Genomic DNA, 26737 nt, shown 5'->3' with positions numbered 1-26737 from the left:
GAGACGAGCGCCGCCTCGCGGCCCTGCGCGGGGCCGATTGCGGATGACGGTCGGGCGCCGGAGCTCAGCGCACCATGGTGAAGAAGTTGAGCTTGTTGCCGTCCAGGTCGCGGAAATACCCTCCGTAGAAGCTCTGTCCGCGCGGCCCCGGCGCGCCCTCGTCCTTGCCGCCGAGCTCCAGGGCCTTCCTGTGGAGCGCGTCCACCTTGGCCGGGCTATCGACGACGAGCGCGACCATCACCCCGTTGCCGACCGTGGCCGGCTGGCGGTCGAAGGGCAGGGCGACGGCGAGCGCAGGCGCGTTCGGCTTCACCGCCCAGATGACCATCCGCTCGAGCTGCCAGAGCCGCGTCGCGCCCAGCTCGCCCAGCAAGGCGTCGTAGAAACGGCCGGCGCGCTCCAGATCGTTCGTCCCCAGCGTGACATATCCGATCATCGATCTCTCCGTTCGTTGAAATGATTCGTCTTCGTTGCCTGATCAGGGTCGGGTGCCCCGAGCGCCACGCCGACCTGCCTCGATCGCGCGTGGCGCGCGCGAAATGCGACCCGGGCCTGCGGAGAGCCGTGTAGCATGGCCACTGCCCGCGAGGCGCGGTTCCCGCGCTTCGGCAGGGTGATCCGCCGGCTACGCCACGGAGACCGACAGCGGCGACGACAAGCTCGGCATCGAAGCAGAGGCGCGGGCGTTCGCCCGGCTGATCCTCGACCGGGACGTGGAGGCGCCGCTCTCCATCGGCCTGCTCGGCGACTGGGGGTCGGGCAAATCGTTCTTCATCGAGCAGATCAAGAAGCAGATCGTCGTGCTCAAGGGAGAGCGGCACCCCGAGCTTTACACGAGGCCCGTGGAGATCGAGTTCAACGCATGGCACGCGTCGGACGCGAACCTCTGGGCCAGCCTGGTCACGAACATTTTCGACGAGATCTGGGAGAAGATCTCGCCCCGTGACCACGGGAAATCGCCGGCGGAGGCGCGCCGGAAGCTAGCTGTCCACGTACATGAAGGACCTGCGGGATTTGCAGCCACAGGAGGACGCCGGCGAGGGAGCTCGGGACGACATCGAGCCCTTCGACCGCATCGTGCTCTACGTCGACGACCACGATCGCTGCCGTCCGGACCAGGTGGTGAACATGCTGGAGGCGATCCACCTGCTGCTCGCGCTCGACCTCTTTGTCGTCGTCGTGGCGGTGGACTCGCGCTGGCTCATCCGCGCCCTCGAGGTGCACTACCGGGATCTGCTGGTCGCCACCGACGGTCCGCTCCGCGCCTCCACGCGCCTGAACGTGGCTGTCACCGCGGGGGAGCGCGCGCGGGAGCCGGCCGAGGTGGCGCGTTATTCGCTGGTGTCGGGTCACGACTGGCACACATGGGCGCGGCCGTCGCCCTCTCGATCTGGCACGAGCAGCGCGAAGGCATCGCGAACAGGACGGCGGTGTCACGCCGCCGGCGGCCGCCTGCCCTGGCGACAGACGCGGGTGGCGCGCGCGCTCGGAGGTGAAGGCGAGCGCATCCTCACCTCGGACGCCTTCATTCGACCTTCAGCTCTTACCACGGCGACGGCAGGCCGGATGCGCACGGCTCTCCCAGAGCCCTCGGCGCGAGCGGTGCCCCAGGCGACATTACGCCCGCGCGGTGAATGAACCTGCCGGCCGAGCTCGGCCGGTCGCGCCGGCGGATCGAGCGCTGAGAGCCCCGTTCCTGCGGGATGGACGCCATGGCGGGTACACCGAGCGCCTGCTCGCACACAGGGATCCATCGCTCCCCCCTGCACGACGGCGATCTTCGCAGGGTGATCTTTTGGTACCGTGGTCGCAGGCGCCTCGCCTGCCTGATGCGTGCTCGCTCGGTCGAGCAGGGCGCACCGAGTCGGGCTTCACGCGCCTGATGGGGTTCGAGGGAGGGGCATGCGAACAAGGGCTTTCATCGAGAGAGCGATATCTCGTGCTGTCGCGCTGCTGGCGCTCCCGGCGCTCGGCGCGTGCGGCGCGGAGACACCGCCGTACGACGACCTGCCGCTGCGCGACGCGCTGAGCGCCGCGCCGGAGGTCCTCGCCGCCTTGCCGGACGAGGTCCTGCACGACGTGGCGGTGCGGCTGGAGGAGGCGCACGGCGAGCCGGAGGACGAGACGGCGATCGACGGCGCGGAGATCGCGAGCGTCCCCGCGCTGGTCCGCAGCGCGGACGCGGCGCGCGACGAGATGGGGAAGGACGCGATCGTCCTCGGCGCGCTCGAGCCGTCCGAGGACGGGTTCGTGCTCCGCGCGGTCACGCCCGTCGCGGGTGCGCGCGAGCCCGAGGCGCCGCTCGATCGCGCTGTACCCACCCTGGCGGGGCCACCGGCGTCGCCGGAGACCGCGCCGCTGGAGGACGCGGCGCTCGGCGGCCGGGCGGGCGAGATCCTGGCGGAGCTCGCGCGGCGCGCGGACGCGCAGGCCCTCGTCCGCGTCACCGGCCTGCCGGCGGGCGTCATCGCCCAGGATCACACGGTGTACGTCAACGCCGCGTGGCTCGTCGCGCTGAGCGCCCTCTCGCCCGAGGACGCGCCCGCGCTCCCCACCCCCCCGGGCGGCGCCGCGATGCCCGCGTGGCCCCGGAGCGAGCCGCGATCCGTGCGCATCAACCCCTATCACCTCCCCTCGTCCGTCGCGGAGTGCGCCGCCGAGGTGCGGGACGTATGCACCTGCGCCGTGGCCGGGCAGTGCGAGCACGACCGCACCGACCCGGCGTTCGCGGACGCCCAGGCGGAGTGCTCCTGGGTCAACGCCGGGGCGCTGAACGCCGAGGCGCTCTGCATCCTCGCGCTGCTGAGCATCGACGGGGTCAAGGAGTGCGTCCTCTCCGCGGGCAGCGGCGCGTGCGCCGCGCTGCCGATCGCGGGGCGCGACGGCGCCCTCGCGTTCGCCGGGGACGAGGGCTGCATGGCCGTGCTCGACCGCTGCCTCCAGCACGGCAGTCCGACGGTCCCGGCCGTCACCCCGAGCGCGCCGAGCGGCACGTCGAGCAGCGACGGCTGCGGCAGCTGCGGCGGCTGCGACAGCTGCAACGAGGACGTCTCGGGTTGCAACCAGAACTGCAGCGATTGCAACCAGAACTGCAGCGACTGCAACCAGAACTGCAGCGACTGCAACCAGAACTGCAAGGACGGCGATCCCTCCACCGGCAGCAACTCGAGCTGCAGGCTGAGCGCCGGCCGGCGCGATCCCGGAGGAGGCCGCCCGGGCGCGCCCGTGCCCCTCGGCGCCGCGTTCTGGCTGCTCCTGCCCGCGGGTTACATGCTGCTGCACATCCGGAGGCGGCCGTGAACCTGGCGGTGATGCTCTGGCTCGAGCGCCACGGCCTGCCGCCGTGGCTCGCGCCGACCTACACCATGATGGTCGCCCTCGCGGGGCTCCTCGGGGCGGCGGCGTTCTTCTGGCTCGTTCGCCGGGATCGAGGGGATGTGGCCGTGGAGGGCCGGGCGCTCCTCGCGGGCTACGTCGCGGCGCTCCTGGGCGGCTACGTCTTCGAGGCGCTGCGCGCCGCGCCAGAGGCGCTCGCGAGGGGCTCGTGGGGTCCGATGCTCCACGCCGGCCGCGCCGCCTACGGGGGCCTCATCGCAGGCGTCGCCGTGGCCGGCCTGGTCCTCCACCGCCGCGGCGCGGCCGTGCTCCCGTTCCTCGACCGGCTCGTGCCCGGGCTCGGGCTCACGTACGCCTGCGTGCGCACCGGGTGCTTCCTCGCGGGGTGCGACTACGGCCGCGTCACCGGGGGCGCGCTGGGCGTCCGGTTCCCTGCCGGCAGCCCCGCGGCGGCGGACCACGCGGCGGCCGGCTGGGTGCCCCTCGGCGCGCCGAGCCTGCCCGTGCACCCCACGCAGCTCTACGAGGCGGCGCTCGGGGCGATGGCGAGCGCGCTCGCCGCCCTCTGGCTCGCCCGGGGGCACCGCGACGGGCGCGCGTTCGGGACATGGCTCGCGCTCTACGCGGCTGGCCGGTTCTTCATCGAGCTCCTCCGCGGGGACGCCGGGCGCGGCGTGTACGGGGGCCTCAGCACCGCCCAGCTCGTCTCGCTGGCGCTCCTCCTGGGGCTCGCGGCGGCCGTCGTGCTGGCGCGTCGGGCCCGCAGCGCGCGGCGCGCCGCCGCCGTGGCGCCCGCGCTGGTGGCGCTCGCCTCCCTGAGCCTCGCCGCGGGCGAGGCCGCGGCCCAGCCGGCTCGCCCCGCGCCGCCAGCGCCAGCGAGGCCCGAGGCAACGACGCCCGCGGCCGCGAGCTCCGCGCCGGCTCCGGCGCCTGCTCAGAGGCCGTCGCCGGCACCAGCGCCCCACCCGCACGCGCCGCCCCCCGCGGGCGGGCCTCCCGCGCCCTACCCCTACCCGCCGCCCTCGGGCGGGTATCCCGCGCCCTACCCCTACCCGCCGCCGCCCTCGGGCGGGTATCCCGCGCCCTACCCCTACCCGCCGCCCTCGGGCGGGTATCCCGCGCCCTACCCCTACCCGCCGCCGCCCGCAGGTGGCCCTCCCCCGGCCTACCCCTACTACCCGCCGCCGGCGGGCGGATACCCCGCGGCCGCCCCTCCCTCGCCCGCGGGTCCCGCACAGCCGCAGAGGCGCACCCCGGAGACGTCGCCGGGGCCCGCCGCGGAGCAGCGCGCGACGGGTCATCAGGCGGAGGCCAACGCGCGGCGGATGGCGCTCTCGCTCGGGATCTCCGGCTACTTCGTGCCGGGGCGCTTCACGGTGAAGGACGGGATGTCCGTGGATCTCGACGTCCTCGCGCGCCTCCGCCTGAGCGAGACGCGCCGCTTCGAGGTCGGCCTCGAGCTCAGGAGCGTCTCGACAACCGACGTCAACCAGCTCGCGGTTGGCGCGCCGCTCCGGCTCGTGATGGGGGTCGGCTCGCACGTCGAGATGTCGGTCGGGATCACGCCGGGCTACCACCGCATCTTCTTCGACTCCCCCTACTTCGAGAGCGTGGGCGCCTTCGGCGCTCGCTTCGGGTGGGGGATCCAGCTCCCGATCACCTCCCACCTGTTCCTCGGCTTCTCTCCGCTGAGCTTCCTCGTGCTCGCCGCGGACGACGTGGACGCGCTCGTGGCGTACGAGCCCGGGCTCTGGGCCGGCGCAGGATTGCTGTGACCGCCGTCGCTGACGGCAGCTCCTCGACCTCGAGGGCGCGGCCGTTCTCTAGCCGCGACCGATCCTGGTCGCGATGATGAGCCCTGACGACCAGCAGAGCTTCGTCAGCACGAGATCCTGGCGTCGCTCGAGCGCGGCGATCAGCGCTGCCACCTTGGGAGCGTGGTCATCAGGCCAGTTGGGCTGAGGGAGCATGTCGTCGATGACATAGAGCCCGCCGGGCTTGATCAGGCTCAGCGCCTCGTCGAGGGCGTAGTACTTGCCCGGCCATGTATCGGCAAAAACGAGCTCGAATTGCGGACCCTGGACCGAGCGCAAGAAGGCTTCGCCATCCATGTTCTCGAGCGTGAGGCGGGGGTCGCCTCCGAGGTGCTGGCGCGCCACGGCCTGGACCTTCTCGTCGTGCTCCACGGAGACGAGCGTGGAGCTGGCATTCATGCCATCGAGGATCCAGCACGTAGAAATGCCCGTGCCGGTCCCGAGCTCGAGGAGAGCGCCCGACTTGGCGGCGGCGAGCGTACGCAGCATCGAGCCTGTCTGCCTGTCGCTCGCCATGGCAAACCCGATCTCCGCGGTGGCCCGCTCGATCTCCTCGAGCACCGCGGGCGGTCTCAACTTCTCCAGATCCTTCATGACCCGATCCTTCTTCACGCGGCCAGTCGCGCGTCACTCTACAGCACCTCGTTCTGGCGGCCCCCCTGGAAAGAGCCAGCGGTGGAGGGCGTGCTGCGCGGGGGGGCGGCGGGGCAGGCCCCCACAAACCCCGAGCGCCGGCCCGCAGCGCAGCGGGTCGCCCCCTGATCTCGTCTCCCGCACAGCGGGCAATAGCCCCCCAAAAGGCGCGAGTTTGTGGGACAGCCCCGCCGCCCCCCCGCGCAGCACGCCCTCCACCGCTGGCTCCGCTGCAGCCGTCCGAGCTCACTCCTCGAGCAACGCCCGCGCGAGCCTCAGAGTCCGTGCGTTCGCGGACACGTTCTCGAGAAAGCTCTTCCGGAGCGCAGGCTCCTCGATCCTGCCCGCGCGAGCGAGCAGCGCTGCGCGCTCCTCTCGGAGGACCGCGCGCGCCGCCTCCGCGTCGCCCTTCGCGTGCAGCGCCTCGGCGTACAGCGCAGGGATCACCTCCTGCCGCATCAGGAAGACCGTGCCGGCCTGCCGCTGGAGCGCGAGCGCCTCACCGGCCATCGCGCAGGCCTCCTCCGTCCGCCCTTGCCGCAGCCGGATCTCGGCGAACAACGAGAGATGCACGGCCCCGGCGAAGGGCGCCATCACCGCCGGATCCCCCGCCGCGCACAGCTCCTCCTCCGCCGTGGCGAGATCGCCGAGGAGCAGCCGCCCCTCGGCGAGGAGCTGCCGCGGGATCACGCTCCGGCTGCGATGGCCGCGCGCGAGCATGTGCTGGAGCAGGCTGCCGGCCATCTCCACCGCCTCGGTGAGCCTGCGCCGCTCGAGGAGCGAGAGGATCCGGCACGTCACCGAGGTCGTGAACACGTAGTCGAGCAGGCCCTCGGTCGCGAGCACGCGATCGAGGCACCCATCGGCGGCGGCCATGTCGCCGAGCCTCGTGTAATCGATCGCCACCAGCATCCACGCCCAGGCGACGAACAGCCCGCTGCCCAGGGACTCGGCGCGCCGCGCCGCCGCGAGGTTCGCCTGGAGCGCTCCCCACAGGTCCCGCGCCGCATGGCAGCGCCAGAAGCCGCGGGTGAGCTCGATCCAGAGGGCCGCATGGAGATCGCCCTCGACCGCCGGCGCGATGACGTGCTCGATCCGGCGCACGATCCGCTCCGCCAGCGCCGTCCTCCCGTCCCAGAGCAGGCTGAAGACGATCCGGGTCGCGAGCTCCGGGCTCAGGACGTCGACGGGGAGCTCCTCGGCCAACAGGCGCGGGATCAGCACCTCCACGGCCCGCCGGTCGTCGCAGAGCGCGACGCAGTACATCGCGCCGCTCAGGGCACGCCAGGAAACGAGGCTCCCGGGCGCGGCGAGCTCGAGCGCCTGGAGCGCGCTCGCGTGGGCGCGCGCGGCGTCGTCGGTCCAGATGAGGGCGTTCATCCGGAGCAGGTGGAGCTCGGCCAGCCGCTCGCCCTCGGCCCCGCAAGCGATCCCCTTCTCCACCCGCGCGAGCGCCGCCTGCACGTCCGCCCCGTGGAGCGCCAGGGTGGCGGCGCGCAGGTAGAACCCCCCCGCGCGCGGCCCATCCCCGCCCCGCGCGAAGTGCTCGGCCAGCACCATCGGATCCTGCTCGCCGGCCGAGAGCAGCCACTCCCCTGCGAGCCTGTGCCCGACCGCCCGGTCGCGCTCGGTGAGCATCGCGTAAGCCCCCTCCCGCAGGAGCGCGTGACGGAACGCGATCTCCTCCTGCCCCGCGAGGCGCGAGCTCGGGCGGCGCTCGAGGATCTCGCGATCGAAGAGCTCCGCCAAGGCGTCCGCGTCGCTCGGCCCCGACGCCAGGGCGCGCGCGCCGACGAGCGCGCTCACGCCGCCGATCCACGACACATCCCCGAACACGCTCGCCGCCCGGAGCAGCCGCCGCACCTCGGGATCGAGCGCCGCGAGGCGCGCCTCGACCATGCCCAGCACCGTCTCCGGCAACGCACCGCCGCGCCCCTCGGCCACGGCCCGGACGAGCTCCTCCAGGTAGAAGGCGTTTCCCGCGGCCCGATCCACGATCGCCGCCACGGTCCCCGGCGCGACCGACGCGCCCAGCGCGCCGCGCACGAGCTGCTCGGCGGCCCGCGCGGACAGCTCGCGCAGCCGCATCTGCGTGAGCCCTCGCTCGATCCAGAGCCGGGGGAAGAGCTCGTGGACCTCGGGCCTCGCGAACGCGAGCACCGCATAGGGGCGCTCGCAGAGGGCCCGCAGCGCGTGATCGAAAATTTTCACCGAAGGCGCGTCTCCCCAGTGCAGATCCTCGAGGACGACGAGCATGGGCCGCGCGCTCGTCACGGCGCGCGCGTAGTCCAGGTAGGCCTCCTGGATCCGGTCGGCCATGTGCGCCGGGTCCTGCCGCGCGGCCCGCACCATCGGCCCGCCGTCGGCGAGAGGAACGCCGAGCAGCTCGCCGAGGAAGCAGGCCACGCGCTGCTGCTGATCCCCCGCGAACAGCTGGCCCACGGCCCGCGCGAGCTTCTCCCCCTGCGCCTCGGGGGCCTCGCCGGCCGCGATCCCGAGCGCGCCCCGGAGCGACCCGGCGAGCATCGCGAACGCGGAGCCCGCGCCGATGGAGTCCCCGCTGCCGACGCCCAGCGCGAGCTCGGGATGGCGCGGCCGCAGCGCCTGGATCAGCTCGTGACGCAGGCGCGATTTGCCCACCCCCGCGGCCGCGGTCACGAGCGCCACCGCGGCGCGCGGCTCGGTGAAGCTCTCCTCGACGAGATCGAGCAGGCTGCGCAGCTCCCGAGCGCGCCCGACATAGGGGCTCGGCTTGCCCAGCAGCCTGCGCGCGCCGTCGGCGACCTCGCGCTCCGCCTCCACCCAGGAGAGCCCGTCCTGCTCCGCGACCTCGAAGCGCGCGTCGAGCAGGGCCCGCGTCACGGCGTCGACAGCGACGCGGAGGCGGCCCGGGCGGCCCCGGGCGGCCGCGTCGTCGAGCAGCACGGCCGCCCTGTCCAGGACCTCGCCGAGCAGCGATCGTCCCGTCGACTCGCCGCGCCCCGTCACCAGCACGACGTTGGCTCCGGGGACCGACGCGCGGATCCGCAGCGCGCAGCGGGCCGCGATCGCCGCCTGGTCGGTCGCGCTGCCCGCGCCCGCCCCCGCCGCCAGGATCGCCACGACCGCCCCGCTGGCCAGCTCCTGCACGACCGCGCCCAGGGGCGAGGTCTCGCGCCGGACGGCGGCGACAGCGCTCCGCTGCGATCGACCGGCGGGCACGATCTCCGTCGACGCCGGCGCGCTGACGTCCGCCGGCCCGACGGCCACGATCTCCGTCGACGCCGGCGCGCTGACGTCCGCCGGCCCGACGGCCACGATCGAGCAGAGCCACACCTCCGCGGCGGTCACGAGCTCGACGGCGGCCAGGCTGGAGCGAGCGCCGCCCGCCGTCGAGGCGCCGAGCGCGTCGAGGCAGCGCACCACGGCCGCGCCGTCGGCCGGGCGCTCCTCCGGGCGCTTGGCCAGCATCCGCGCCAGGAGCTCGTCGAGCGCCTGCGGCACCTCGGGTCGCAGCGCGCTCGCCCGCGGCGGCTCCTCCTGGAGGAGCTTGGTCAGGATGGTCATGAAGTGCCGCCCGTGAAATGCCGGACGACCCGTCAGGCACTCGAAGAGCACGCACCCGAGCGAGAAGACGTCCGCGCGCGCGTCGAGCTGCGCGCGCTCCCCGCTGGCCTGCTCGGGGGCCATGTAGCCGATGGTGCCCACGAGGGCCCCCGTCCGCGTCAGCCGCGCCGAGGCGCCCGAGAGCCGGGCGATGCCGAAGTCGAGCACCTTCACCCGGTCGGCGGCCCCGCCCGGAAGGAACAGGTTGCTCGGCTTGATGTCGCGGTGGACGATCCCGCGCGCGTGCGCCGCGCCGAGCGCATCCGCCACAGCGCGCACGAGCGCGACGCTCTCCTCCACGTCGAGCGGTCGCCGCGACAGCCGGGCCGAGAGGCTCTCCCCGGAGAGCCACTCCATCGCCAGATAAGGCTCCCCGGTGGGCGCCACCCCGTGCGTCACGTAACGCACGACGTGCGGGTGATCGAGCGTGGCGAGCGCCCGCGCCTCGTGACCGAAGCGCGCCGCTGCCTGCGCGTCGATTTCACCGAGCAGCTTCACGGCGACGACATCGCCGCTCGCGCGGTCCACGGTCCGGTAGACAGCGCCCATCCCCCCCGTTCCCGCGAGCTCGACCACCTCGAACCGGCCGGCGAGCAGTCTGCCGTGAAGCATGCGCGCCAAGGATGTCAGCGCGGTCACTCACGCGCCAAGCGGAACGAGCCGCCGCCGGGCGAGCTACGGCGCGATGTCGTCGAAGCGCTCCGCGACGGCGTGGCGGCTCTCCGCGTCCCGCGCCGTCCCCGGCCGGAGCAGCTGCACCGTGCGCATGCCGGCGGCCGCCGCGGCGTCGAGCTCGGCCACGATGTCGGACAGGAACAGCACCTCTCCCGGCTGCAGCCCGAGCGCCTCCGCGATCCGCTGGTAAGCGCCCGCCTCTCGCTTCGGCCCGGTCGTCGTGTCGAAGAACGCCGTGAACAGGCCGGTGAGATCGCCGGCCGTCGTGTGCCGGAAGAGGAGCTGCTGCGCCTCGACGGACCCGGAGCTGAACACGGCGAGCGTCACCCCGAGGTCTCGCCATCTCCGCAGCGCCGGCTCCACGTCCGCATACACGTGGCTCCGGAGCCCCCCCGACTCGTAGGCGCTGCGCCAGATCTTGCCCTGGAGCGCCTTCAGCGTCGTCTCCTTGCGATCCTTGTCGATCCACGCGAGCAGCGCCGCCGCGAGCTCGCCGTCGCTCACCGCCTGCTCGCGCTCGCCCCGCTCGCGCGCGACCGCGCGCCGGGCGGCCTCGACCTCCGGGCTCCCGGCGTGCGCCGAGACGTACGCGGCCAGATCCCGGCGCGCCACGGAGAACAGCGTGTCGTGCACGAAGCGCACGTCGGTCGTCGTCCCCTCGATGTCGACGAGCACCGCGCGCGCAGGGAGCGGCGCCACGCTCACGCCTCGAGCCGCGGGAAGCGCGACGCGATGTCCGACCCGGTGTGCTCGGCGACCCACCCCTTCGGGTCGGAGAACCACCGGATGCAGGTGAACGAGGGCTCCGGCCCCATGTCGAACCAGTGCCGCGTCCCGGCCGGCACGCTGATGAGATCCCCCTTCTCGACGAGGAACGAGAGCACGCGCTCGCCGTGATGGATGCAGAACAGCCCTCGCCCCTCGACGAAGAAGCGCGCCTCGTCCTCGGTGTGGATGTGCTCGTCCAAAAACTTCCGCCTGAGCTCGGCGTGGTTGGGGGTGCCCGGCGACACCGACACGACGTCCGCCGTCACGAACCCGCACGCCTCGGAGAGCTGCTTCACCGGCCCCGCGTACGCCTCGAGCACCCGCTCCTGCGCCGTGCCCGGCGGCAGCGGGCGCTCGGCGGACCAGCGCTCGAAGCGGATCTGCGCCTCGGCGGCGACGCGGGCGATGTCCTCGAGCGTCGTGTATTCGTCGGCCCTCGTCGGGTCGCTCTCCCGGTAAACCCGCAATCGACTCATGATAGCCCCCCTTCCAGCAGCGCGCAGTCCAGCATGAACTCGATGGCCTCGATGTGGCGGATGGTGCTCGCGATGTCCGATCCCCACGTGTACAGGCCGTGACCTGCGATGAGGTAGCCGTACACGGGCGGATGCGCCGACATGAACGCATCGACGTCCTCCGCCAGCCTCCGGATGTCCTGCGTGTTGACGAAGACCGGGAGCAGCACCGTGGCGGAGTGCGTCGTCATCCCGGAGAGCGCCTTCGCCACCTCGTAGCCCGAGAGGGTCACGTATCCCTCCTGCGCGCACCGGCGCGACAGCACCGTCGCCGCCCGCGAGTGGGTGTGCGCGACGGCGCCGATCTCGCTGGAGTGCCGGTAGAGCTGGCAGTGCAGCGCCGTCTCGGCCGACGGGCGGGCCGGCGAGGGCCCGGTCAGGCGGCCGTCCGCGTTGACGACGACGATGTCCGACACGCCGAGCGCGCCCTTGGGCCGCCCGGACGCCGTGATCGCCAGGGAGCCGTCGCCGAGCCGGGCGGAGAAATTGCCGCTCGTTGCCGGCGTCCAGCCGCGCTCATGGCAGAAGCGGGACAGCTCGATGAGCTCGGCCGCGACCGAGGAGAACGATGCAAACGACGTCCCGCGTACGCTCACGGCGCAAACATACCAAAGCGAACGCGGGCGATCAACGCGCCGCGCCGCCGCTCGAGCCGCGTCCGGGCCGCTGAACCCGGGGATCACCCGCGCTGCTCGCGCTCACGGCGCCGGAAGGCGCTCGGCCTCGCGCCGGCCAGCGCCGTCCCGCGCGCCGCGGAGCAGGCCGGCCCAGAACCCGAGCCCGTGCGCGGCGTGCACCGCGGGGAAGATGGCGCAGAGCAGGGGGAAATCGCGCGGGGAGGCGCGCCGCGCGAGCCGGAGCGACTCCGCGATCACGAGCGTGGCATAGGCGAGCAACGCGAGCGCCAGCGCCGGGCGGACCGCCGGCGCGAGCGCCGACGCGAGCGCGAGCAGCGCTCCGGCCGTCACCATGAAGAACGGCAGCGCCGGCCGGAGCGACAGGAACCTGCGGCGGCACAGCAGCGTGCGCGCGCGCCCCTTGCCATACGCGAAATACTGCCGAAAGAGCGCGGCGAACGACGACCGTGGGTAGTAATAGGCGACGATCTCCCGGGACAGGTAGACCGCGCCGCCGGCCTCGATGATGCGCTGGTTCAGCTCGGCGTCCTCGTTGGTGATGGCGGCCGGGTCGTAGAGGCCGGCGATCTCGAACGCCTCGCGCCGGAAAGCCCCGTTGAACACCGACTCGACGAACCCCTCGCGCGACGGGTCCCTGTACGCCGAGCCGCCCACGCCGAGGGGGCTCGAGAGCGCGGCGCAGAGCGCCCGCTGAAAGCCGTTCCGGTGGCGCGGCCGCGCCGCGCCGCCCGCGTTGAGGGCGCCCGTCCTCCGGAGCGCCGCGACCGACGCAGCCACGTAGTCGCCGGCGTAGTCGGCGTGGGCGTCCATCCGGACGATCACCTCACCTCGCGCCCGGCGAATGCCGATGTTCATCGCGGCGGCCTGGATCCGGTCGGGGTTGTGGAGGAGCGTCACCCGTGGATCCTCCGCCGCGACGCGGCCGACGAGCTCCCGTGTGCCGTCGGTCGAGCCGCCGTCGACAACGAAGATCTCGAGGAGCTCTGGAGGATAACGCTGCTCGAGGGCGCAGCGGAGGACGTCCTCGATGTAGCGCTCCTCGTTGTAACAGGGAATGACGATGCTGCACCGCGGCCGCTCGGCGAGCGGGCGCAGAGAGAGACGCCCGCCTCGAGGCGCGCTCGCTGTTCGATCCATGGACTCCCCCTGTCTCTCGCGGGTCGAGTCGACCCGCAGCAGGACTGCGACAGCCGCGGATACAATCGCGGGGCCAGGCGATCTCGCGGGGTCGCCCGGATCGAACTGCACTGCGCGACGCGGCCTGGACCCGGCCGGGGCAGGCCGCTGGGCTCGGGCTGCACACCGGCGGGCTCATGCGAGGGGCGCGCGGCGCGAGCGCGAAGGTACGAGCGCTCGACCTCATGCTGGCAGGGCAGCGGCCCGAAGGGCGCGGCCGCCGGGGCGCGAGCGCCATGGAGCCCGGATCGGGGGGCGCGCGGCCCGCGCGGAGCTCATGCTCCGCTCCACGGCCATGCCCCGGTCCGGTGGGCTTCCCACGGTCCCGCGTGGCCGGCGAGCGAGCTCCTCGAGGAGGCGTGCCGATGGACTTCGATCTCGTGATCTCGCGGGGAACGATCCTCGATGGCAGCGGCCAGCCTCGCTACGTGGCGGACCTGGGGATCCGGAAGGGCAAGGTCGCCGCGATCGCCGGGCCAGGCGCGCTCGCGGGAGGGCGAGCGCTCGACGCCAGCGGGCTCGCCGTCGCGCCCGGCTTCATCGATATCCACTCGCACGTCGACTGGCTGCTCGCGCTGCCCGACCACGAGGACGTCCTCGCGCCGATGGTCGCCCAGGGCATCACGACCGTTGTCGCGGGCAATTGCGGTCATTCCCCTGCCCCGGTCACCGAGGCGTCGATTCCGCTGGTGGAGCACTCCGCGGAGATCCTGAAGGACGGAGCGCTCGCCTACCGGTGGCGCTCGATGGGCGAGCTGCTGGCGGCGCTCGAGGCCGGCGGGCTGCTCGTCAATGCGGCGCTCCTTGTCGGCCACGGCACGCTCCGCCAGGCGGTCATGGGCAACAGCGCCGCTCCCCCGAGCCAGGAGCAGATGGACGCGCTCTGCGCGCTCGCGCGCGCGTCGCTCCGCGAGGGCGCGTTCGGGCTGTCCGCCGGGCTGGCCTACACGCCCGGGGTCTTCGCGCGGAGGCGCGAGTTCCTGACGCTGCTCCGGGCGGTGGCGGACGAAGGGGGCGTGTTCACGGTCCACGGCCGGGCCTACACGTGGATATCGCCGTTCTACAGGCCGCTGCTCCTCGGCCCGCCGCACAACCTCCGCTCCGTCCGCGAGCTGCTCGGCCTGGCCGAGGAGAGCGGCGCGAAGATCCAGCTCTCGCACCAGATCTTCATCGGCCGGCGGACGTGGCCCACGGTGCCCTGGGTGCTCCGCGCGATCGAGCGGGCCGTGGACAGAGGGATCGACGCCGCCTTCGACGCGTTCCCCTACACGGTCGGCAACACCACGGTGAACGCCCTCTTCCCCGCCTGGGTGCTCGACGACTTCCGCGCCCGCATCGACGACCCGGCCGTCCTCCGCCGGCTCCGGCGGGAGTTCGCGATGTTCCGGCGGCTCCTCGGGCTCTCGTACGCCGACATCCGGCTGCTCTGGGGCGGAGCGCCGGAGCTCGCGGCGCTGGAGGGGCTCGATTTCGAGGCGATCGCGGGGAGCCTCGGCGGGAGCGGGTTCGACGCCTACGTGCACGTCGCCCGCGTGAGCGACGGCAAGGCGCGCGTCCTCCTGAACACGTACTCGGGCGTCGACGCGCACGACGAGCCGCTCCGGGCCGTGCTCTCGCACCCGCTCTGCGCGTTCGAGACCGACGCGATCCTCACCCGGCGCGGCCAGCACAACCCGGCGTCGTTCGGCGCGTTCCCGCGGGTGCTCGGCCACTACAGCCGCGACGTCGGCCTGTTCCGGCTCGAGGAGGCCGTGCGCCGGATGACCTCGCTGCCCGCCGAGCGGATCGGGCTCCGCGACGTGGGGCGCATCTTGCCCGGGCACTGGGCGGATCTCGTCGTCTTCGATCCGGCCACGGTGGCGGACAACACGACGCCGCGGCGGGCCGACGCGCCGCCGTCGGGGATCCGCGCCGTCCTGATCACCGGCGAGGTGGTGGCGCAGGACGGCGCGCTGACGAGCAAGACCCGGCAGGGGCGCCTCCTGCGCAGGTAGGCGGGGCGGCCAACCCCTTCGTCAGATCCAGTCCGCGCCAGCGGACGCGCGGTTTGTGTTTGGCGGCTCGACCGTCCAGGGAGGACGCCGCTGTTTCAAGCCTCGGGCGCGACGCAGCCTGTTCGAGTAGACTTCGCAGGCATGGGTCTTCCTCGCCGAGCCCGGACAATTGTGATCGACGACGAGCGCTACCGATGGCTCGTTACCGAGCCGGAGCGTTGGATTGAGAACGCCTCCGCATGGGACGATGTCCTCAGGGCCCGCAGGCTCACCCTCGTCGTTCAGCATGAAGGCGGTCGTGGTCAGAAGCTGCTCGCGTGGGTGCCGGTCTATCGCACGCCCATCCACCACGCTGAGGTGACCGTTCCTTGCGGAAACGGCGTCGTCTCCCTGCTCACCCCTCATCAAGAAGCCGTCGTCTCATCGGCTCTCGTACGACGGGTCATCGAGTATACATTGCAGCGAGGGTGGAAACCGTCAGAGTCCGGCAGCGACTTCATCGTTCCAGAAGATGCGCTCGGAACGCTGCTGCACGAATCTCAACCTGGGCTCAAGTAAGAGCTCGCGGCTTGACTGCTATCGCGCGAAGCGCGGTTTCGTTCAAACGCGGATCAGTCGATCGTACTTCTTGTACGCTATGCCAACTGCCGGTCGTCAACGAAAAATTCTTGTCAGGCCGGAATGGCTTGGCGCGGGCTATCCTCGGTGGCACGCCAGCGCGAACGCTTCGACGGCCTCGAGCTCGTCAAGGCGAGCCCGCGGCGTCGCGACGAGCACCGGCGGTCCCTCGGGCCGCTCCTCTCCGCCGTCGTCCCGTCAGCTGAAGACAGCCAGTCTCTCGATCCATTACAATCCTTATTACACGGAGTTGAGATTACCATGCTCAGAAATAAAGTCGTTTTGATCACCGGGGCCACATCGGGGATCGGGGCCGCGACAGCGATCGCGGCGGCGCGGGCCGGCGCCAAGGTGGTGCTGGCCGCGCGACGCCAGGAGATGGGCGACGCGCTCGTGGCCCGCATCAAGGTGGAGGGTGGAAGCGCGCTGTTCGTCCGCACCGACGTCACCGTCGAGGCGGACATCCAGGCTCTGATCGAGCGCACCGTGGAGGCCCATGGGCGGCTGGACAGCGTCTTCAACAACGCCGGTATCGCCACCGCGCTCGGGCCGCTCGCGGACGTGCCGGTCGCCGATTACCTCGCTCTCATGCAGGTCAACCTGCACAGCGTCTATCTGTGCATGAGGTATCAAGTGCCCGTCATGAAGAAGGGCGGCGGCGGCTCGATCGTCAACTGCGGCTCGATTGCCTCCACGGTCTCTGCGCCCGGGTTCGGCGTCTATGCCGCGACCAAGCACGCGATCCTCGGCCTCACCAAGTCTGCGGCCATCGACTACGCGGCGGACAAGATTCGCGTCAACGCCATCCTGCCCGGCCCGGTGGAGACCGAGATCTGGGGTCATATGCAAAGCGGCGAGCAGGTGCTCGACGCCTTCGGCGCGGCCACGCTGATGAAGCGGTACGCGCACGCAGACGAGATCGCTCGACCGGCGGTCTTCCTGCTGTCCGACTGGTCGTCGTACATGACCGGCACGCAGCTGACCGTGGACGGCGGCTACACCGCGGTGTGACCCGGGGCAGCGCGCCTCGGAAGATCCAGGCGCGCTGCCGGCACCTCGCCGCGACGTCGTTCCCGAGGAGCGCATGCTCGCGCAGATCGTGAGCTGGCCCCCCTGAGACGGTTCTTGTGAGAGTGTCAGTACGTCAGTCCTGCGTAGCCTGCGTCTCCGCGGTATTGCCGCCTGCGCTGGCGCCGGAGCAGTCGGCGGCAACGGCCCGGAGCGCCGCGACGCCTCCACGCGGAACGGCGTAGGTGATCGCAAAGGCCTCGCCGGACCAGGCGACCTGCGCGTGCGCGTCGCTGGCGTCCGGATCGGCCGCGCGCAGGTAGATGTCCTCGCCGACGGTGCGATGGAGCCACGTTCGCCGCCGGAAGCGCCCGCGCTCGCCGTGTGGCTCGACGTACTCGGCGAAGGGCGTCCGGAGCGCGCCGCGCTCGGCGGCGCCGTCGAGGCGCAGCGCGAGGTGGTCGAGGGCGCCGCCGGCGCTGGCCGCGCCGGGAGCGTCGATGGCGTCGAGGACGGCGTACTGGACGGTCTCCATGGAGATCAGCCAGACCTGCCGCGCGACGTGGATCCTGCCGTCGGGCCCCCAGCGGGCCTGGAGGCGGGCGTCGAGGAGCCGCCCGGAGAGCGCGTCGGTGAAGTTGCCTCGTACCGAGCGCACGCCGCCGGGGCCGACGACGCGCAGCGCGCCGCCCTCGTCGAGGAGCAGGAGGGTCGGCGGGCCGGAGCCTCGCACGGGAAGCGCGTAGTCGGCGGCCGGCAGCTCGCTCCTTGTCACCTCGAGCGCGTCGCTGGCCGGCGCGCGTGCGGCGCACGAGCGCACGGCCGGCGCGCGTGCGGCCGGCACGTGGATCGAGATGAAGTCCTTGCCCGTGACGAGCGCGAAGGCGCGGTCCGTCCCGGGGATCACGGCTTCGATGTCGAAGGGGCCGCCCTGGAGAGGCACCCACGCGCCGAGAGCACATCCTGCGGAGTCGGTGCGCTGGGCGACGAGGCCAGCCGGCTCGAGCCCGGGGCACGGGCGCCAGCAGGGCCGGGAACAGACGTGCGGTTGCGGCGTGCCCGCCGGCCACGAGGAGCAGGTCGCGTCGACGCAGCGCGACGCGCAGGCGAGCGGGCGCACGGCGAGGCGCTGGGCGAGCACGACGAAGCCGCCGGCGACGGGCACCACCTCCCGCGGCGCCGCGTCCTTCGGCAAGGCGAGCGCGACCTCGGCGCCCACCGGCTCCGCGAATGCCGTGAGCGGCCTCGCGCGTGCGCCTCCAGGGCCGGCCCACACCGCGAGCCCGCCGCGGTCGCCGAAGCCCAGGGCGAAGGCGCCTCCTGCGGCCAGGGCGCCAAGATCGGAGGGGCCGCGGAGCTGGCAGCGCGCCGCGCCGGCGTTGGCGGTGGTCGCCTCGGGCGGAGGGCGGCGAGGGGCGGCGGGAGGAGGTCCGCTCGCGGCCGCCGGAGCCGGAGCCGGGGCGAGCGTCGGGGCGGGGGCGCAGCGGGCCGCGGCGAGCGAGGCGAGGACGGCAGCGCAGGTGCGTCGGGAGGGCATGATCAGGCGCCCTGGAAGCCGCCCGCGCGGTACGTCAGCACCAGCGTGTCGCGATGGCCGAGCTCGCCGGCGGGCTGGATGGGCGTCGTCTCGTGGATCACGCGCTCATCGTCCAGCAACAGCAGGCTCCACGGCTCGGTGAGCGTGAATCGCTGGCCTGCGGGCCCGTCCGCCTGGAAGACACGCGTCTCGCCACCCTTGATGCCCTCACGCCCGACGAGGAACACCGCCACGAGATCCACGCCGTCGCGGTGCGCGCCTTCCGGCGTGGGGCGGCCGATCCCCCCTTGCGTATCGATGCGGAACTGGTGCGCCTCGACGAACCAGGGCTGCTCGCCCTTGCGGCCGGAAGCGACCTGCCCGAGCGCACGCAGCAGGCGCGCCCAGGCGGGCGGATCCACCACCTGCGGCTGCATCGGCTCGAACCACCGCTGCATGCCGCCGTGCAGCGCGTTGTATTCGACGGGCTGCCAGTGCGCGCGACGCGGCGCCTGGCGCACCGCGCCGCCTTCGACCACGAAGCACGAGTGCCGCCGGCTGCGGTAGCGCCCGCCGTCCTTGAGGTAGCGGTCCGGCGGCAGGTCGTCCCAGGAGGGCCGCAGCGCATGCAGCTCGCCCAGGTCGCAGCCCGTGAGCTCGGCGACGCCCTGCGGGCTGAGCACCGCATAGCCCTGCTGGCGCAGCAGCACGGGCACCTGCGCGGGATAGGTGAAGGCGGGCGTGAGCTCCATCGCCTGCGAGTTTACCAGGCAGCCGGCCGCGCTGCCCGCGCTGCACCTGCGCAGCGCGGGCTTCGGCGGTCGCGCGGGCCGCTGATGGACCCGCCACCCTCCTTCAGCCACGCGGGCAGCCGAGCGCGGAGTGACGATCCAGAGCCGCGCGTCGCAGGCGCCGCGCTTCACAGGCGCGCGTCGCAGGCGCCGCGCTTCACAGGCGCGCGTCGCAGGCGCCGCGCGACGCCACCGACACCCCCGCCGCGTTCGCGGTGCAGGCGTTGCTGTACGTCCGCCCGTCGCAGCCGCAGACCGGGTTGTACACATGGAGGCAGGCCTGCGGGGTGGGCTCGCACGTGCCCATCTGATCGCCCGCGCCGCACTGGGCCTCCGGGCTGTAGTCGCAGAAGAACCCGCGCTCGCACGCGAGGCCGGCGATGCCGCCGCACGCCTGCTCCCCGACATCCCCGCACTCGCCGGACGACGCAACCGACACGCCCGCCGCGTTCGCGTAACAGGCGTTGCCATACGTCTTCCCGTCGCAGCCGCAGACCGGGTCGTACACGTCCAGGCACGCCTCCGGGATGCGCTCGCAGGTGCCCGTCTGATCGCCCGCGCCGCACTGGGCCTCCGGGCCGTAGTCGCAGAAGAACCCGCGCTCGCACGCGAGGCCGGCGATGCCGCCGCACGCCTGCTCCTCGGGAGCCCCGCACGCGCCGAGCGACGCCACCGACACGCCCGCCGCGTTCGCCGCGCACTCGTTGCCGTACGTCTTGCCGTCGCAGCCGCAGACAGGGTCGTACTCCTTCGTGCACATCTTCGGGATGGGCGTGCAGGCGCCCCACTGATCGCCCGCGCCACACATGGCATCGATCTCGTAATCACAGAAGAAGCCGGGCTTGCAGGTGAGGCCGAGCAGGCCGCCGCAGAGGGCCACCGAGATGGTGCCGCCTGCCCTCGCCTCCTGCGCCTCGGAGGCGATCGGCTCGACGGCCTCGTCGGCCACCTCCACCTGACAGCCCGCGGCGAACGGCGCCATCGAGAGCGCGAGCCAGAGCGCGGAGGCGAATCGATGAGTGTTGATACGACGCTGAACGTTCATGATGTCTCTCCATGGGGCCGCGCCGTTCCCGGCGAGGCGGTTGCAATGCACGAGCATCTCCCTCCGCGGCGGCGACATCCGCAGCGTCGAAGCGAAGGATCGACGCGTTGCTCGACGCGGCGATCGCCGTGTCGAGGACGCCTCGGCGACGCGCCATCGGGGGTCGGTCGCCGTGTTGCGGAGGCGTGGTTCCCTTGGCAGGAGTCGGGCCACGCGGCTTTTGCGGGGTTCACGCCTTTCCGCGGTCCCCGGGCGGTCCGGATCGGGCAGGGGCTTGCTCAAATGGGGTAGAGCTTGCGCAACTTGCGCGACAGCGCCCCGCAGGGGACTCCGGCCCGCGGTTCTTGGTAGGGAGCGCGGATGCACCGCCGCCTTCGCCCCGCCGCCCTCACCGCGCTCCTCAGCAGTTGCAGCGCCACGCCCGACGCCGCCTGACGACACCATGGCCGCGCGGGCGCTCGCTCGCCGGCGCGCCGGCTACCGCGGCGCCCTGGCCGGCGCCGCGCCGCGGGCCGGGAGCGGCATCGCCGATCACCTGGGGGAGAAACGGATGGCCGCGAGCAGGGCATCGAACACGGCGCGGTCGAGGCGGGTGGTGTAGATCATGTACCTGCGGCGCGCGGGAGGAGGCCCCTCGACGTGGGCGACGAGGACCTCCCTTTCATGGCCGAAGAAGTGGCTGGTGCGGCTGACGGTGGCATCGGCGGAGCCCACCTGGACCTTCCAGGTCTCCACGGCTTTCATGGGGCCTCGGTCGCGCGTGGGTGCACCTTCCCAGGCAAAGAAATAGAGGCCCTGTCCGGAGGCGTCCTGGTAGCTCCGGAAGTGCTCCACGGCGGGGCTCCCCGGGATGAGGGAGGAGACCTCCTCGCGGGTATCCGCCTGGAGGGTGAGCCCGGTGGGAAGGGTCAGAACGAGATCGACGAAGGTAGATGTGCTCGATGTCATGGTCGGGCTGGTGCCAGGGGTGGAAGCGGCGGTGGGAGGTGGAGCAGCGTGTTCGGTCGAGGTGCCGCTGGAACAGGAGAGCGCGCGGGCGGAGGCGAGCCCCTGGACCCAAGGTCGCATGCCCGCAGGGTACAGGAGATCGAGCGTGCGAGAGAGCAACGCTGCGGGACGCCAAGGCGGTGGGCGGCGCGCGCGTCGCCATAAGGAGGGACGCCGCCCCGTCGCCGCGACGCCGCGACGCCGAGGATTACGTCCGGAGTATGCGAAGATGGCCGGAACGGTGCCAGGGGCGTTCTGAAACGGCGGCGTTCGAGGAACGGAACATCGAGCTCACTCCTTCGTGTGAGATCGTCCACCCCACGCTGGCGACAAGACCATGGATAACGAAAAGCCCCAGACCCCCACGCCTTCCCTCACCGATCTGATGGGCGCGATGGCGGCGGCCCAGGCCGCGCAGGAGCCGTTCTTCCTCGGCCGCCTCCGCGGGCACTTCGGCGCCGACCCCCGCACCCTCCCCGTTGTCGCCGAGGAGTTCCCGGCCTCGGACCACCCGAACTTCCAGCTCGCGATCGATACCCACCTCCGCGACGGCGGGTTCACCTCCGAGCTGCTCGGCGTCTCCGGCGGCGACATGTTCCGGGGGGTGAGCCTTCCCGATCTCCTCTCGCCGCCCCCGGCGATGCCCGGGATCGGCGGACCGCCGCCCTCGCAGGGGCCCGTGCAGTACCGCAACGTCCACCTCGACGCGGAGCGCCTCATCGCCTGCGTCGTCGGCGGCCTCTATCTCTTCGCCCGCGGGGGCGACCGCTTCGCGCTCCTGGTGCGCGGCCCCAGCGACGCCGGGTTCCGGCGCAGCCAGCTCGCCGTCGAGCTGATGGCGGGGGACAACGAGCGCGCCCAGCGCCTCCTCGCCGAGCTCCGCGTCCTGATGCGCCGGCTCAACGTCTACCGCAGCCGCGTCGTCACCCTGAGCGAGACAACGGACGGCTTCTCGGCCGCGACCAAGATCGAGCTCCAGAGCCTCCCGCGGATCGAGCGCGACGCGCTCATCCTGCCCGCGGCGCTGCTCGCCCGGCTCGAGCGGTCGACCATCGGCTTCTCCCGGCACAGAGAGATCCTGCTCAGCTCGGGGCGACACCTGAAGCGCGGGCTGCTCCTCTACGGGCCCCCGGGCACCGGCAAGACCCTGACCGCGATGTACCTGGCGGGCCAGATGCGGGAGCGCACCACCCTGCTCGTCACCGGGCTCGGGGTGAAGCTCCTCAAGGAGGCCTGCGCGATGGCGCGGTCGCTCCAGCCCTCGCTCGTGGTGCTCGAGGACGTCGATATCATCGCTCAAGACCGCGAGAGCGCGGACACGAGCTGCCGCTCACCGCTGCTCTTCGATCTCCTGAACCAGATGGACGGCCTCGCGGAGGACACCGACGTGATCTTCGTCTTGACCACCAACCGCCCGCAGGCGCTGGAGCCGGCGCTGGCGGCGCGGCCAGGGCGGATCGATCTCGCCGTGGAGATCCCGCTGCCGGACGCCGACTGCCGGCGGCAGCTGCTCGCGCTCTACGGGCGCGGCCTCTCGCTCGAGGGCGACGACCTCGCGCCGCTCATCGCGCGGACCGAGGGGGTGAGCGCAGCGTTCATCCGCGAGCTCCTGAGGCGGGCGGCGCTGTTCGCGGCCGACGCGGGGCGCGGCACGGCGGTCGACGAGGAGCACCTCAAGGAGGCGCTGCACGAGCTGCTCGTCGACGGGGGGCCGCTCACCCGGAGCCTCCTCGGCGCTCACGCTCACCGCCCCACGTGATCACCGAGACCCACCCATCCGCTACGTTTGCATCTCCGCCGGCGGCGTGCCCGGCGGTTTCACTGCTCGACGCCCTCGAGCGTGTGGCAGCCATTGCACGAGAAGTCGCCGGTGTTGGTCATCGGGTCGTACGCGGCGATCTGCAGCACATCGGCCATCCGAGGCATGACCGTCTCGAACATCCATGTGCCCCACCGCTCGATCTCCGGATCCTTCACGTACTCGGCGAACGCCTCCTCGGTGGCGGGGAGCGGGGGGAGGTCGGGGCTCGGCATCGCGAAGGTCCCGTCGGCCGCGCCGCTGCCGTGACAGGTCACGCACGTCATTCCCTCGAACTTCGCGTCGAACGCGACGAAGGTCTCCTTCATCTCCGGCAGGACGACATCCTCCATGAACGCGAAGCGCTGATCGAAGCTCATGTCCTCCCACGCGACGGGCGCGTCGTCCTCCTCACCCCCACATGCAGCGACGAACAGGCTCATCGCGATCAAGACGCGCTTCATGACCATATTCCTTCTCCCTTCGTGACAGCTCGCGCAGCGTCTCATCCGGCGGCTCGAACCGCTCTTCCCGGTCGCGGCGGCGACGAAGGCCGCATGCCCCGAGCGCCGCCGCCGTCCCCGGCGACAGCCGGCGTCATGATCCCGACCGGCTGTACCCCATAGACCCCGCTGCCCGAGGAAACTCATCGCTGAAAAAAACGCGGGGGAGAAAAATCGAACGCCCATCGGCCCAGACCGCCGCCCGGCCTACTGCGCCCTCGAGAAGGACACGCTCCACGTCGGCGCCACCTCGGCAAGGATCTCCCTGAACCGCGGCGGGATGTCCGAGAGCTCCGTCATCTGGTGGATCGTGAGCACCTCGGCGCTCCCGAGCCCGACGGGGCAGCGCAGCGCCCAGGCGATCGCCTCTTCCTTCGAGCCCACCTCGATCAGGTAGAAGCCGCCGACGAGCTCCTTCGACTCGGCGAAGGGCCCGTCGAGCAGGACGCGCTTCCCCCCCGAAATCCCGACGCGCGCGCGCGCCCCGGCGGGATTGAGGCCCTCGGACGCGATCAGCACGCCGGCCTTCTGCATGTCTTCGTTGTATTTCATGTACGCGGCGAACAGCGCCTCGTCCGGGGGCGCATCCTCCGCTGCCTGTGCGTCGTGCTTCGCGTCGTCGGTCGCCCGTGCCGCGGTGATCATGAATCGCATCGTCGAGTTTCCTTCCGGTTCGAAGAGGAGCGCCCCGGCGGCGTCGACCGCCCGGCCCCGCCTCCACCGTCACGACGAACGGGCGACCACGCGATCGACACGCGGGGCGAACTTTTTTTGAAAACCACCTAACACTTCGTGATCACGAGGTTTTTTCTGACGGGCGGAAGCACCTGGTCCGTCCTCCGGGAACGGTGTACTGGTCGATGCTCCGGTTCAGACATCGACAGGGGCTCCCGGCGGTCTCCCTCCGCCGGCGTGGGATCGAGGAGGGGCAGCGTGGCCGAGAGATCCCGGAACAACGAAGCAGCGACGGCGCGGCGGGGGCTCGTGGCAGCATGTATCGCAGATGTTCATGGAACCATTGCACACCGGCTGCGTCTTCCACGGCGATCTGAACGGGAGGTGATCTGGAATGAGTCGTGACATCAATCACCTGCACCACGTAGGCCATGTGGTGAGCGATATGGAGGAGGGGCTCGAGCTCTACCGGCGCCTCGGCTTTCATCTGTCGCCGCCCGCCTACCCCGCGCTGTCGCCCGCGGAGGGCGAGCCTCCCCGGCCGTTCGGCGCGGCGAACACCCACGCCGACTTCCCGCGCAGCTTTGTCGAGCTGATGACCTGCGTCAGGGACGACGGCTCCGCCCGGATCCCCGCCGGCGCGAAGATCATCCCCCTCCAGGCTCCCCCCGAGCACCTGCCGCGGATCATGCAGGCCATCCGCGCGACGGTCGCCAGGATCGCCGCGTGCCTCGCGCGCTTCCAGGGCCTGCACATCCTCGTGCTCGGCGCGCCCGACGCCGCCGCCCTCGCCGGCCGCCTCAGCGCGGAGGGCGTCCGTCACGGGGGCGTCAACACCGTGCAGCGGCCGGTGGAGACCGCGGAGGGGCTCCGGATGGCGCCGGTCCGCCTGCTCGAGCTCGACAGCGGCGATCCGGAGGAGGCCGGGTCAGGCCGCGTCCCCGAGGGGAGGATCGCGATGGCGGAGGACCTGCAGGCGGAGCTGCTGCAGACGCAGCTGCGCATGGATCATCCGAACGGCGCGGTGGACCTCGTCGACTCCGTGCTCTGCGTGGCCGCAGCTGATCTGCCCGAGGTCGAGCGCCGCTACGAGAAGTACACTGGCAGCAGCGCCCGCGCCGACGGACCGACGCGCGTCTTGGATCTCGAAGGCTCCCGGATCACCCTCGTCGCCGACTCCGATCTGGAGGCGATCTTGCCGGGCGAGCGCGCCCCCGCGCTCCCGGCCTTCGTGGCCTACGCGGTCGCGGTGCGGGACGTCGGCGCCGCGCGGAAGCTGCTGGAGGAGAACGGCTTCCCGCTGAGGGAGTCGGCCTCCGGGGACATCTTCGTTCCAGCCAGCGCGGCGCTCGGGACCGCCGTCATCTTCCGGAGCGCGGGCTGAGCACGCCCGGCGAGCGAAGGTTGCCCGTCCGCGATCGCACAGATCGCCCCCTCGGCGCCCGAAGGCGATCCGCCAGATGATGGCGGCCGAGCACGCCATCCAGCACCGGCAGGCTCCCCCGTGAGCGCCCGGGCGCCCACGCGGTCGCGACGTGTCAGCGCATCGCCCGAGGACCGAGGACCGAGGGTGAGCTGGTCCCTCGCCGGCAGCCAGCCCGGCGCGGCGCGTGCTAAAACGTCCGCATGGAGGCGATGAGGATCGAGGGAAGCGAGCGCGATCTCGAGACGTTCGCGGCGGGGATCCTCCAGGGCGCCGCGCCCATCGAGACGCCCACCCCGTTCGAGCGCCAGGTGCGCTGGGACCTGCAGGGCAACACGGGCCTCATCAGCGCCTCCACGCTGCGCTCCGGCATCTCCCTCTCCGCCACCCGGTTCCGGTGGGCGTGGGCGTCGGGGATGGTCATCGACCACGCGCCGACGGGGCTGGAGTTCGTCCTGTCGCGGGGACCCCACATGCGGGTGAGGAGCAGCGAGGGAGACGGCTTTCTCCTCGGGGGCGGGACATTCCGCATCGGCCAGGTGAAGAGGCCGCTGAAGCTCGTGTGCGAATGGGACGAGTCGACCCTCGGTCAGGATCAGGACAGCCTCTGCCTCACCATCGACGCATGGCGGCTCCGCGCGCTCCTGGGCTCGCAGGTCCTGCCTGCGCCCCTCGAGCGGATCGTGGCCCACACCGGGGGTTACCCGCGCGCGACGCACGCCATGTCGCCGACCCTGTACCGGCTGCTCGACGAGATCCTGGGCTGCGACGCCAGGGGTCTCTCCCGGCAGCTCTACCTGGAGGCCAAGGGGCTCGAGCTGATGGCGGCCATGCTCGATCAGCTGGAGGAGAGCGAGAGCTCCGCGTCGCCGCTCCTCTCGCAGCACGACATCGCGCGGCTCGAGCGGGCGCGGCACGCCCTGCTGGCGCGCATGGTGGACCCGCCGACGCTCCCGGAGCTCGCCCGGCACGCCGGGCTGAACGAGGTGAAGCTCAAGGCGGGGTTCCGCGCGCTCTTCGGCGCGCCGGTCTTCGCGTACCTCCGGAGCCACCGGCTGGAAGAGGCCCATCGCCTGTTGCGCCAGCGGGCGTGCAACGTGACCGAGGTGGCGCAGCGGGTGGGGTACGAGAACCCGAGCAAGTTCGCGGCCGCGTTCCGCAAGCGGTTCGGCGTGCCCCCGTCGACGGTGGGCTGAGCGCCCTGGGGGCGACGCTCGCTGCCGCGGACGGCGAGGGGGC

General features: G+C 72.4%; 21 protein-coding genes and 2 pseudogenes. 10 read left to right on the top strand and 13 right to left on the bottom strand.

Going from position 1 to position 26737, the window contains the following annotated elements; translation table 11 throughout:
• Window positions 1-64: 64 nt before the first annotated feature.
• Window positions 65-436 carry a VOC family protein gene (locus WMF22_RS08535; protein WP_438035431.1) on the bottom strand — a complete coding sequence of 124 codons (372 nt, stop codon included), beginning with the start codon at window positions 434-436 and terminating at the stop codon, window positions 65-67.
• A 229-nt stretch (window positions 437-665) separates the two neighbouring features.
• Here WMF22_RS08535 and WMF22_RS08530 point away from each other — a divergent pair.
• The 4 genes and pseudogenes from WMF22_RS08530 to WMF22_RS08515 all read left to right on the top strand — a co-directional run.
• A pseudogene (locus WMF22_RS08530) lies at window positions 666-917 on the top strand (P-loop NTPase fold protein); the annotation flags it as partial.
• Window positions 918-1068: 151 nt separating this feature from the next.
• Window positions 1069-1227 (top strand): annotated as a pseudogene (locus WMF22_RS08525) (P-loop NTPase fold protein); the annotation flags it as partial.
• A 675-nt stretch (window positions 1228-1902) separates the two neighbouring features.
• Window positions 1903-3300: a hypothetical protein gene (locus tag WMF22_RS08520; RefSeq protein WP_438035430.1), complete on the top strand. Its 1398-nt coding sequence runs from the start codon at window positions 1903-1905 to the stop codon at window positions 3298-3300.
• Window positions 3297-5111: a prolipoprotein diacylglyceryl transferase gene (locus WMF22_RS08515; protein WP_438035429.1), complete on the top strand. Its 1815-nt coding sequence runs from the start codon at window positions 3297-3299 to the stop codon at window positions 5109-5111. The genes WMF22_RS08520 and WMF22_RS08515 overlap by 4 nt, the downstream gene beginning before the upstream one ends.
• A 48-nt stretch (window positions 5112-5159) precedes the next feature.
• On the opposite strand, the gene WMF22_RS08510 is transcribed toward WMF22_RS08515, so the two are convergent.
• The 6 genes from WMF22_RS08510 to WMF22_RS08485 all read right to left on the bottom strand — a co-directional run bounded on the left by WMF22_RS08510 (window position 5160) and on the right by WMF22_RS08485 (window position 13101).
• Window positions 5160-5744, bottom strand: coding sequence for an O-methyltransferase (locus WMF22_RS08510; protein ID WP_438035428.1), 585 nt, complete (start codon window positions 5742-5744; stop codon window positions 5160-5162).
• A gap of 285 nt (window positions 5745-6029) precedes the next feature.
• Entirely contained in the window at window positions 6030-9980 is a 3951-nt protein-coding gene (locus WMF22_RS08505) for a protein kinase domain-containing protein (RefSeq protein ID WP_438035427.1), read from the bottom strand.
• 63 nt (window positions 9981-10043) lie between these two features.
• Complete coding sequence (mtnC, locus tag WMF22_RS08500; protein WP_438035426.1) at window positions 10044-10742, bottom strand: acireductone synthase; 699 nt, start codon at window positions 10740-10742, stop codon at window positions 10044-10046.
• A gap of 2 nt (window positions 10743-10744) precedes the next feature.
• Entirely contained in the window at window positions 10745-11287 is a 543-nt protein-coding gene (locus tag WMF22_RS08495; protein ID WP_437298604.1) for a 1,2-dihydroxy-3-keto-5-methylthiopentene dioxygenase, read from the bottom strand.
• Window positions 11284-11922: a methylthioribulose 1-phosphate dehydratase gene (locus WMF22_RS08490; RefSeq protein ID WP_437298603.1), complete on the bottom strand. Its 639-nt coding sequence runs from the start codon at window positions 11920-11922 to the stop codon at window positions 11284-11286. Before WMF22_RS08490 ends, WMF22_RS08495 begins: the two co-directional genes overlap by 4 nt.
• 102 nt (window positions 11923-12024) lie before the next feature.
• On the bottom strand, window positions 12025-13101 hold the full coding sequence (locus WMF22_RS08485; RefSeq protein ID WP_438035425.1) for a glycosyltransferase family 2 protein: 1077 nt from the start codon (window positions 13099-13101) through the stop codon (window positions 12025-12027).
• 404 nt (window positions 13102-13505) lie between these two features.
• On the opposite strand from WMF22_RS08485, the gene WMF22_RS08480 reads away from it, so the two are divergent.
• From WMF22_RS08480 to WMF22_RS08470, 3 genes are all read left to right on the top strand, one after another.
• Window positions 13506-15134, top strand: a complete 1629-nt coding sequence (locus WMF22_RS08480; RefSeq protein ID WP_438035424.1) for an N-acyl-D-amino-acid deacylase family protein — start codon at window positions 13506-13508, stop codon at window positions 15132-15134.
• Window positions 15135-15305: 171 nt separating this feature from the next.
• Window positions 15306-15692, top strand: a complete 387-nt coding sequence (locus WMF22_RS08475; protein ID WP_437298600.1) for a hypothetical protein — start codon at window positions 15306-15308, stop codon at window positions 15690-15692.
• Between the two features lie 147 nt (window positions 15693-15839).
• The gene (locus WMF22_RS08470) at window positions 15840-16763 is read left to right on the top strand and encodes an SDR family NAD(P)-dependent oxidoreductase (RefSeq protein ID WP_438035423.1); all 924 of its coding nucleotides are present in this window, start codon (window positions 15840-15842) and stop codon (window positions 16761-16763) included.
• A 133-nt stretch (window positions 16764-16896) separates the two neighbouring features.
• Here WMF22_RS08470 and WMF22_RS08465 read toward each other — a convergent pair whose 3' ends face one another.
• The 4 genes from WMF22_RS08465 to WMF22_RS08450 form a co-directional block, all read right to left on the bottom strand.
• Window positions 16897-18297 (bottom strand): hypothetical protein, encoded by a 1401-nt coding sequence (locus WMF22_RS08465; RefSeq protein ID WP_438035422.1) that lies wholly within the window; start codon window positions 18295-18297, stop codon window positions 16897-16899.
• A 2-nt stretch (window positions 18298-18299) separates the two neighbouring features.
• Window positions 18300-19028 carry a 2OG-Fe dioxygenase family protein gene (locus tag WMF22_RS08460; RefSeq protein WP_012234178.1) on the bottom strand — a complete coding sequence of 243 codons (729 nt, stop codon included), beginning with the start codon at window positions 19026-19028 and terminating at the stop codon, window positions 18300-18302.
• Window positions 19029-19224: 196 nt separating this feature from the next.
• The gene (locus WMF22_RS08455; protein WP_437298597.1) at window positions 19225-20112 is read right to left on the bottom strand and encodes a Kazal-type serine protease inhibitor family protein; all 888 of its coding nucleotides are present in this window, start codon (window positions 20110-20112) and stop codon (window positions 19225-19227) included.
• 531 nt (window positions 20113-20643) lie between these two features.
• Window positions 20644-21060, bottom strand: coding sequence for a hypothetical protein (locus tag WMF22_RS08450; protein ID WP_438035421.1), 417 nt, complete (start codon window positions 21058-21060; stop codon window positions 20644-20646).
• A gap of 376 nt (window positions 21061-21436) precedes the next feature.
• On the opposite strand from WMF22_RS08450, the gene WMF22_RS08445 reads away from it, so the two are divergent.
• Entirely contained in the window at window positions 21437-22858 is a 1422-nt protein-coding gene (locus WMF22_RS08445; RefSeq protein WP_437298595.1) for an AAA family ATPase, read from the top strand.
• 59 nt (window positions 22859-22917) lie between these two features.
• On the opposite strand, the gene WMF22_RS08440 is transcribed toward WMF22_RS08445, so the two are convergent.
• On the bottom strand, window positions 22918-23361 hold the full coding sequence (locus WMF22_RS08440) for a hypothetical protein (protein WP_438035420.1): 444 nt from the start codon (window positions 23359-23361) through the stop codon (window positions 22918-22920).
• 246 nt (window positions 23362-23607) lie between these two features.
• A complete protein-coding gene (locus tag WMF22_RS08435) occupies window positions 23608-24054 on the bottom strand; it encodes a YciI family protein (protein WP_438035419.1) in 447 nt (148 codons plus the stop codon).
• Window positions 24055-24469: 415 nt separating this feature from the next.
• Between WMF22_RS08435 and WMF22_RS08430 the strand changes: the two genes are divergently transcribed.
• On the top strand, window positions 24470-25459 hold the full coding sequence (locus tag WMF22_RS08430) for a VOC family protein (protein WP_438035418.1): 990 nt from the start codon (window positions 24470-24472) through the stop codon (window positions 25457-25459).
• A gap of 251 nt (window positions 25460-25710) precedes the next feature.
• Complete coding sequence (locus WMF22_RS08425; protein ID WP_438035417.1) at window positions 25711-26694, top strand: helix-turn-helix transcriptional regulator; 984 nt, start codon at window positions 25711-25713, stop codon at window positions 26692-26694.
• Window positions 26695-26737 lie beyond the last annotated feature (43 nt).

The sequence above is a fragment of the Sorangium sp. So ce204 genome (genome assembly GCF_051526795.1).
Lineage (GTDB): Bacteria > Myxococcota_A > Polyangia > Polyangiales > Polyangiaceae > Sorangium > Sorangium cellulosum_B.
This window is presented reverse-complemented; position numbering and strand designations above follow the sequence as displayed.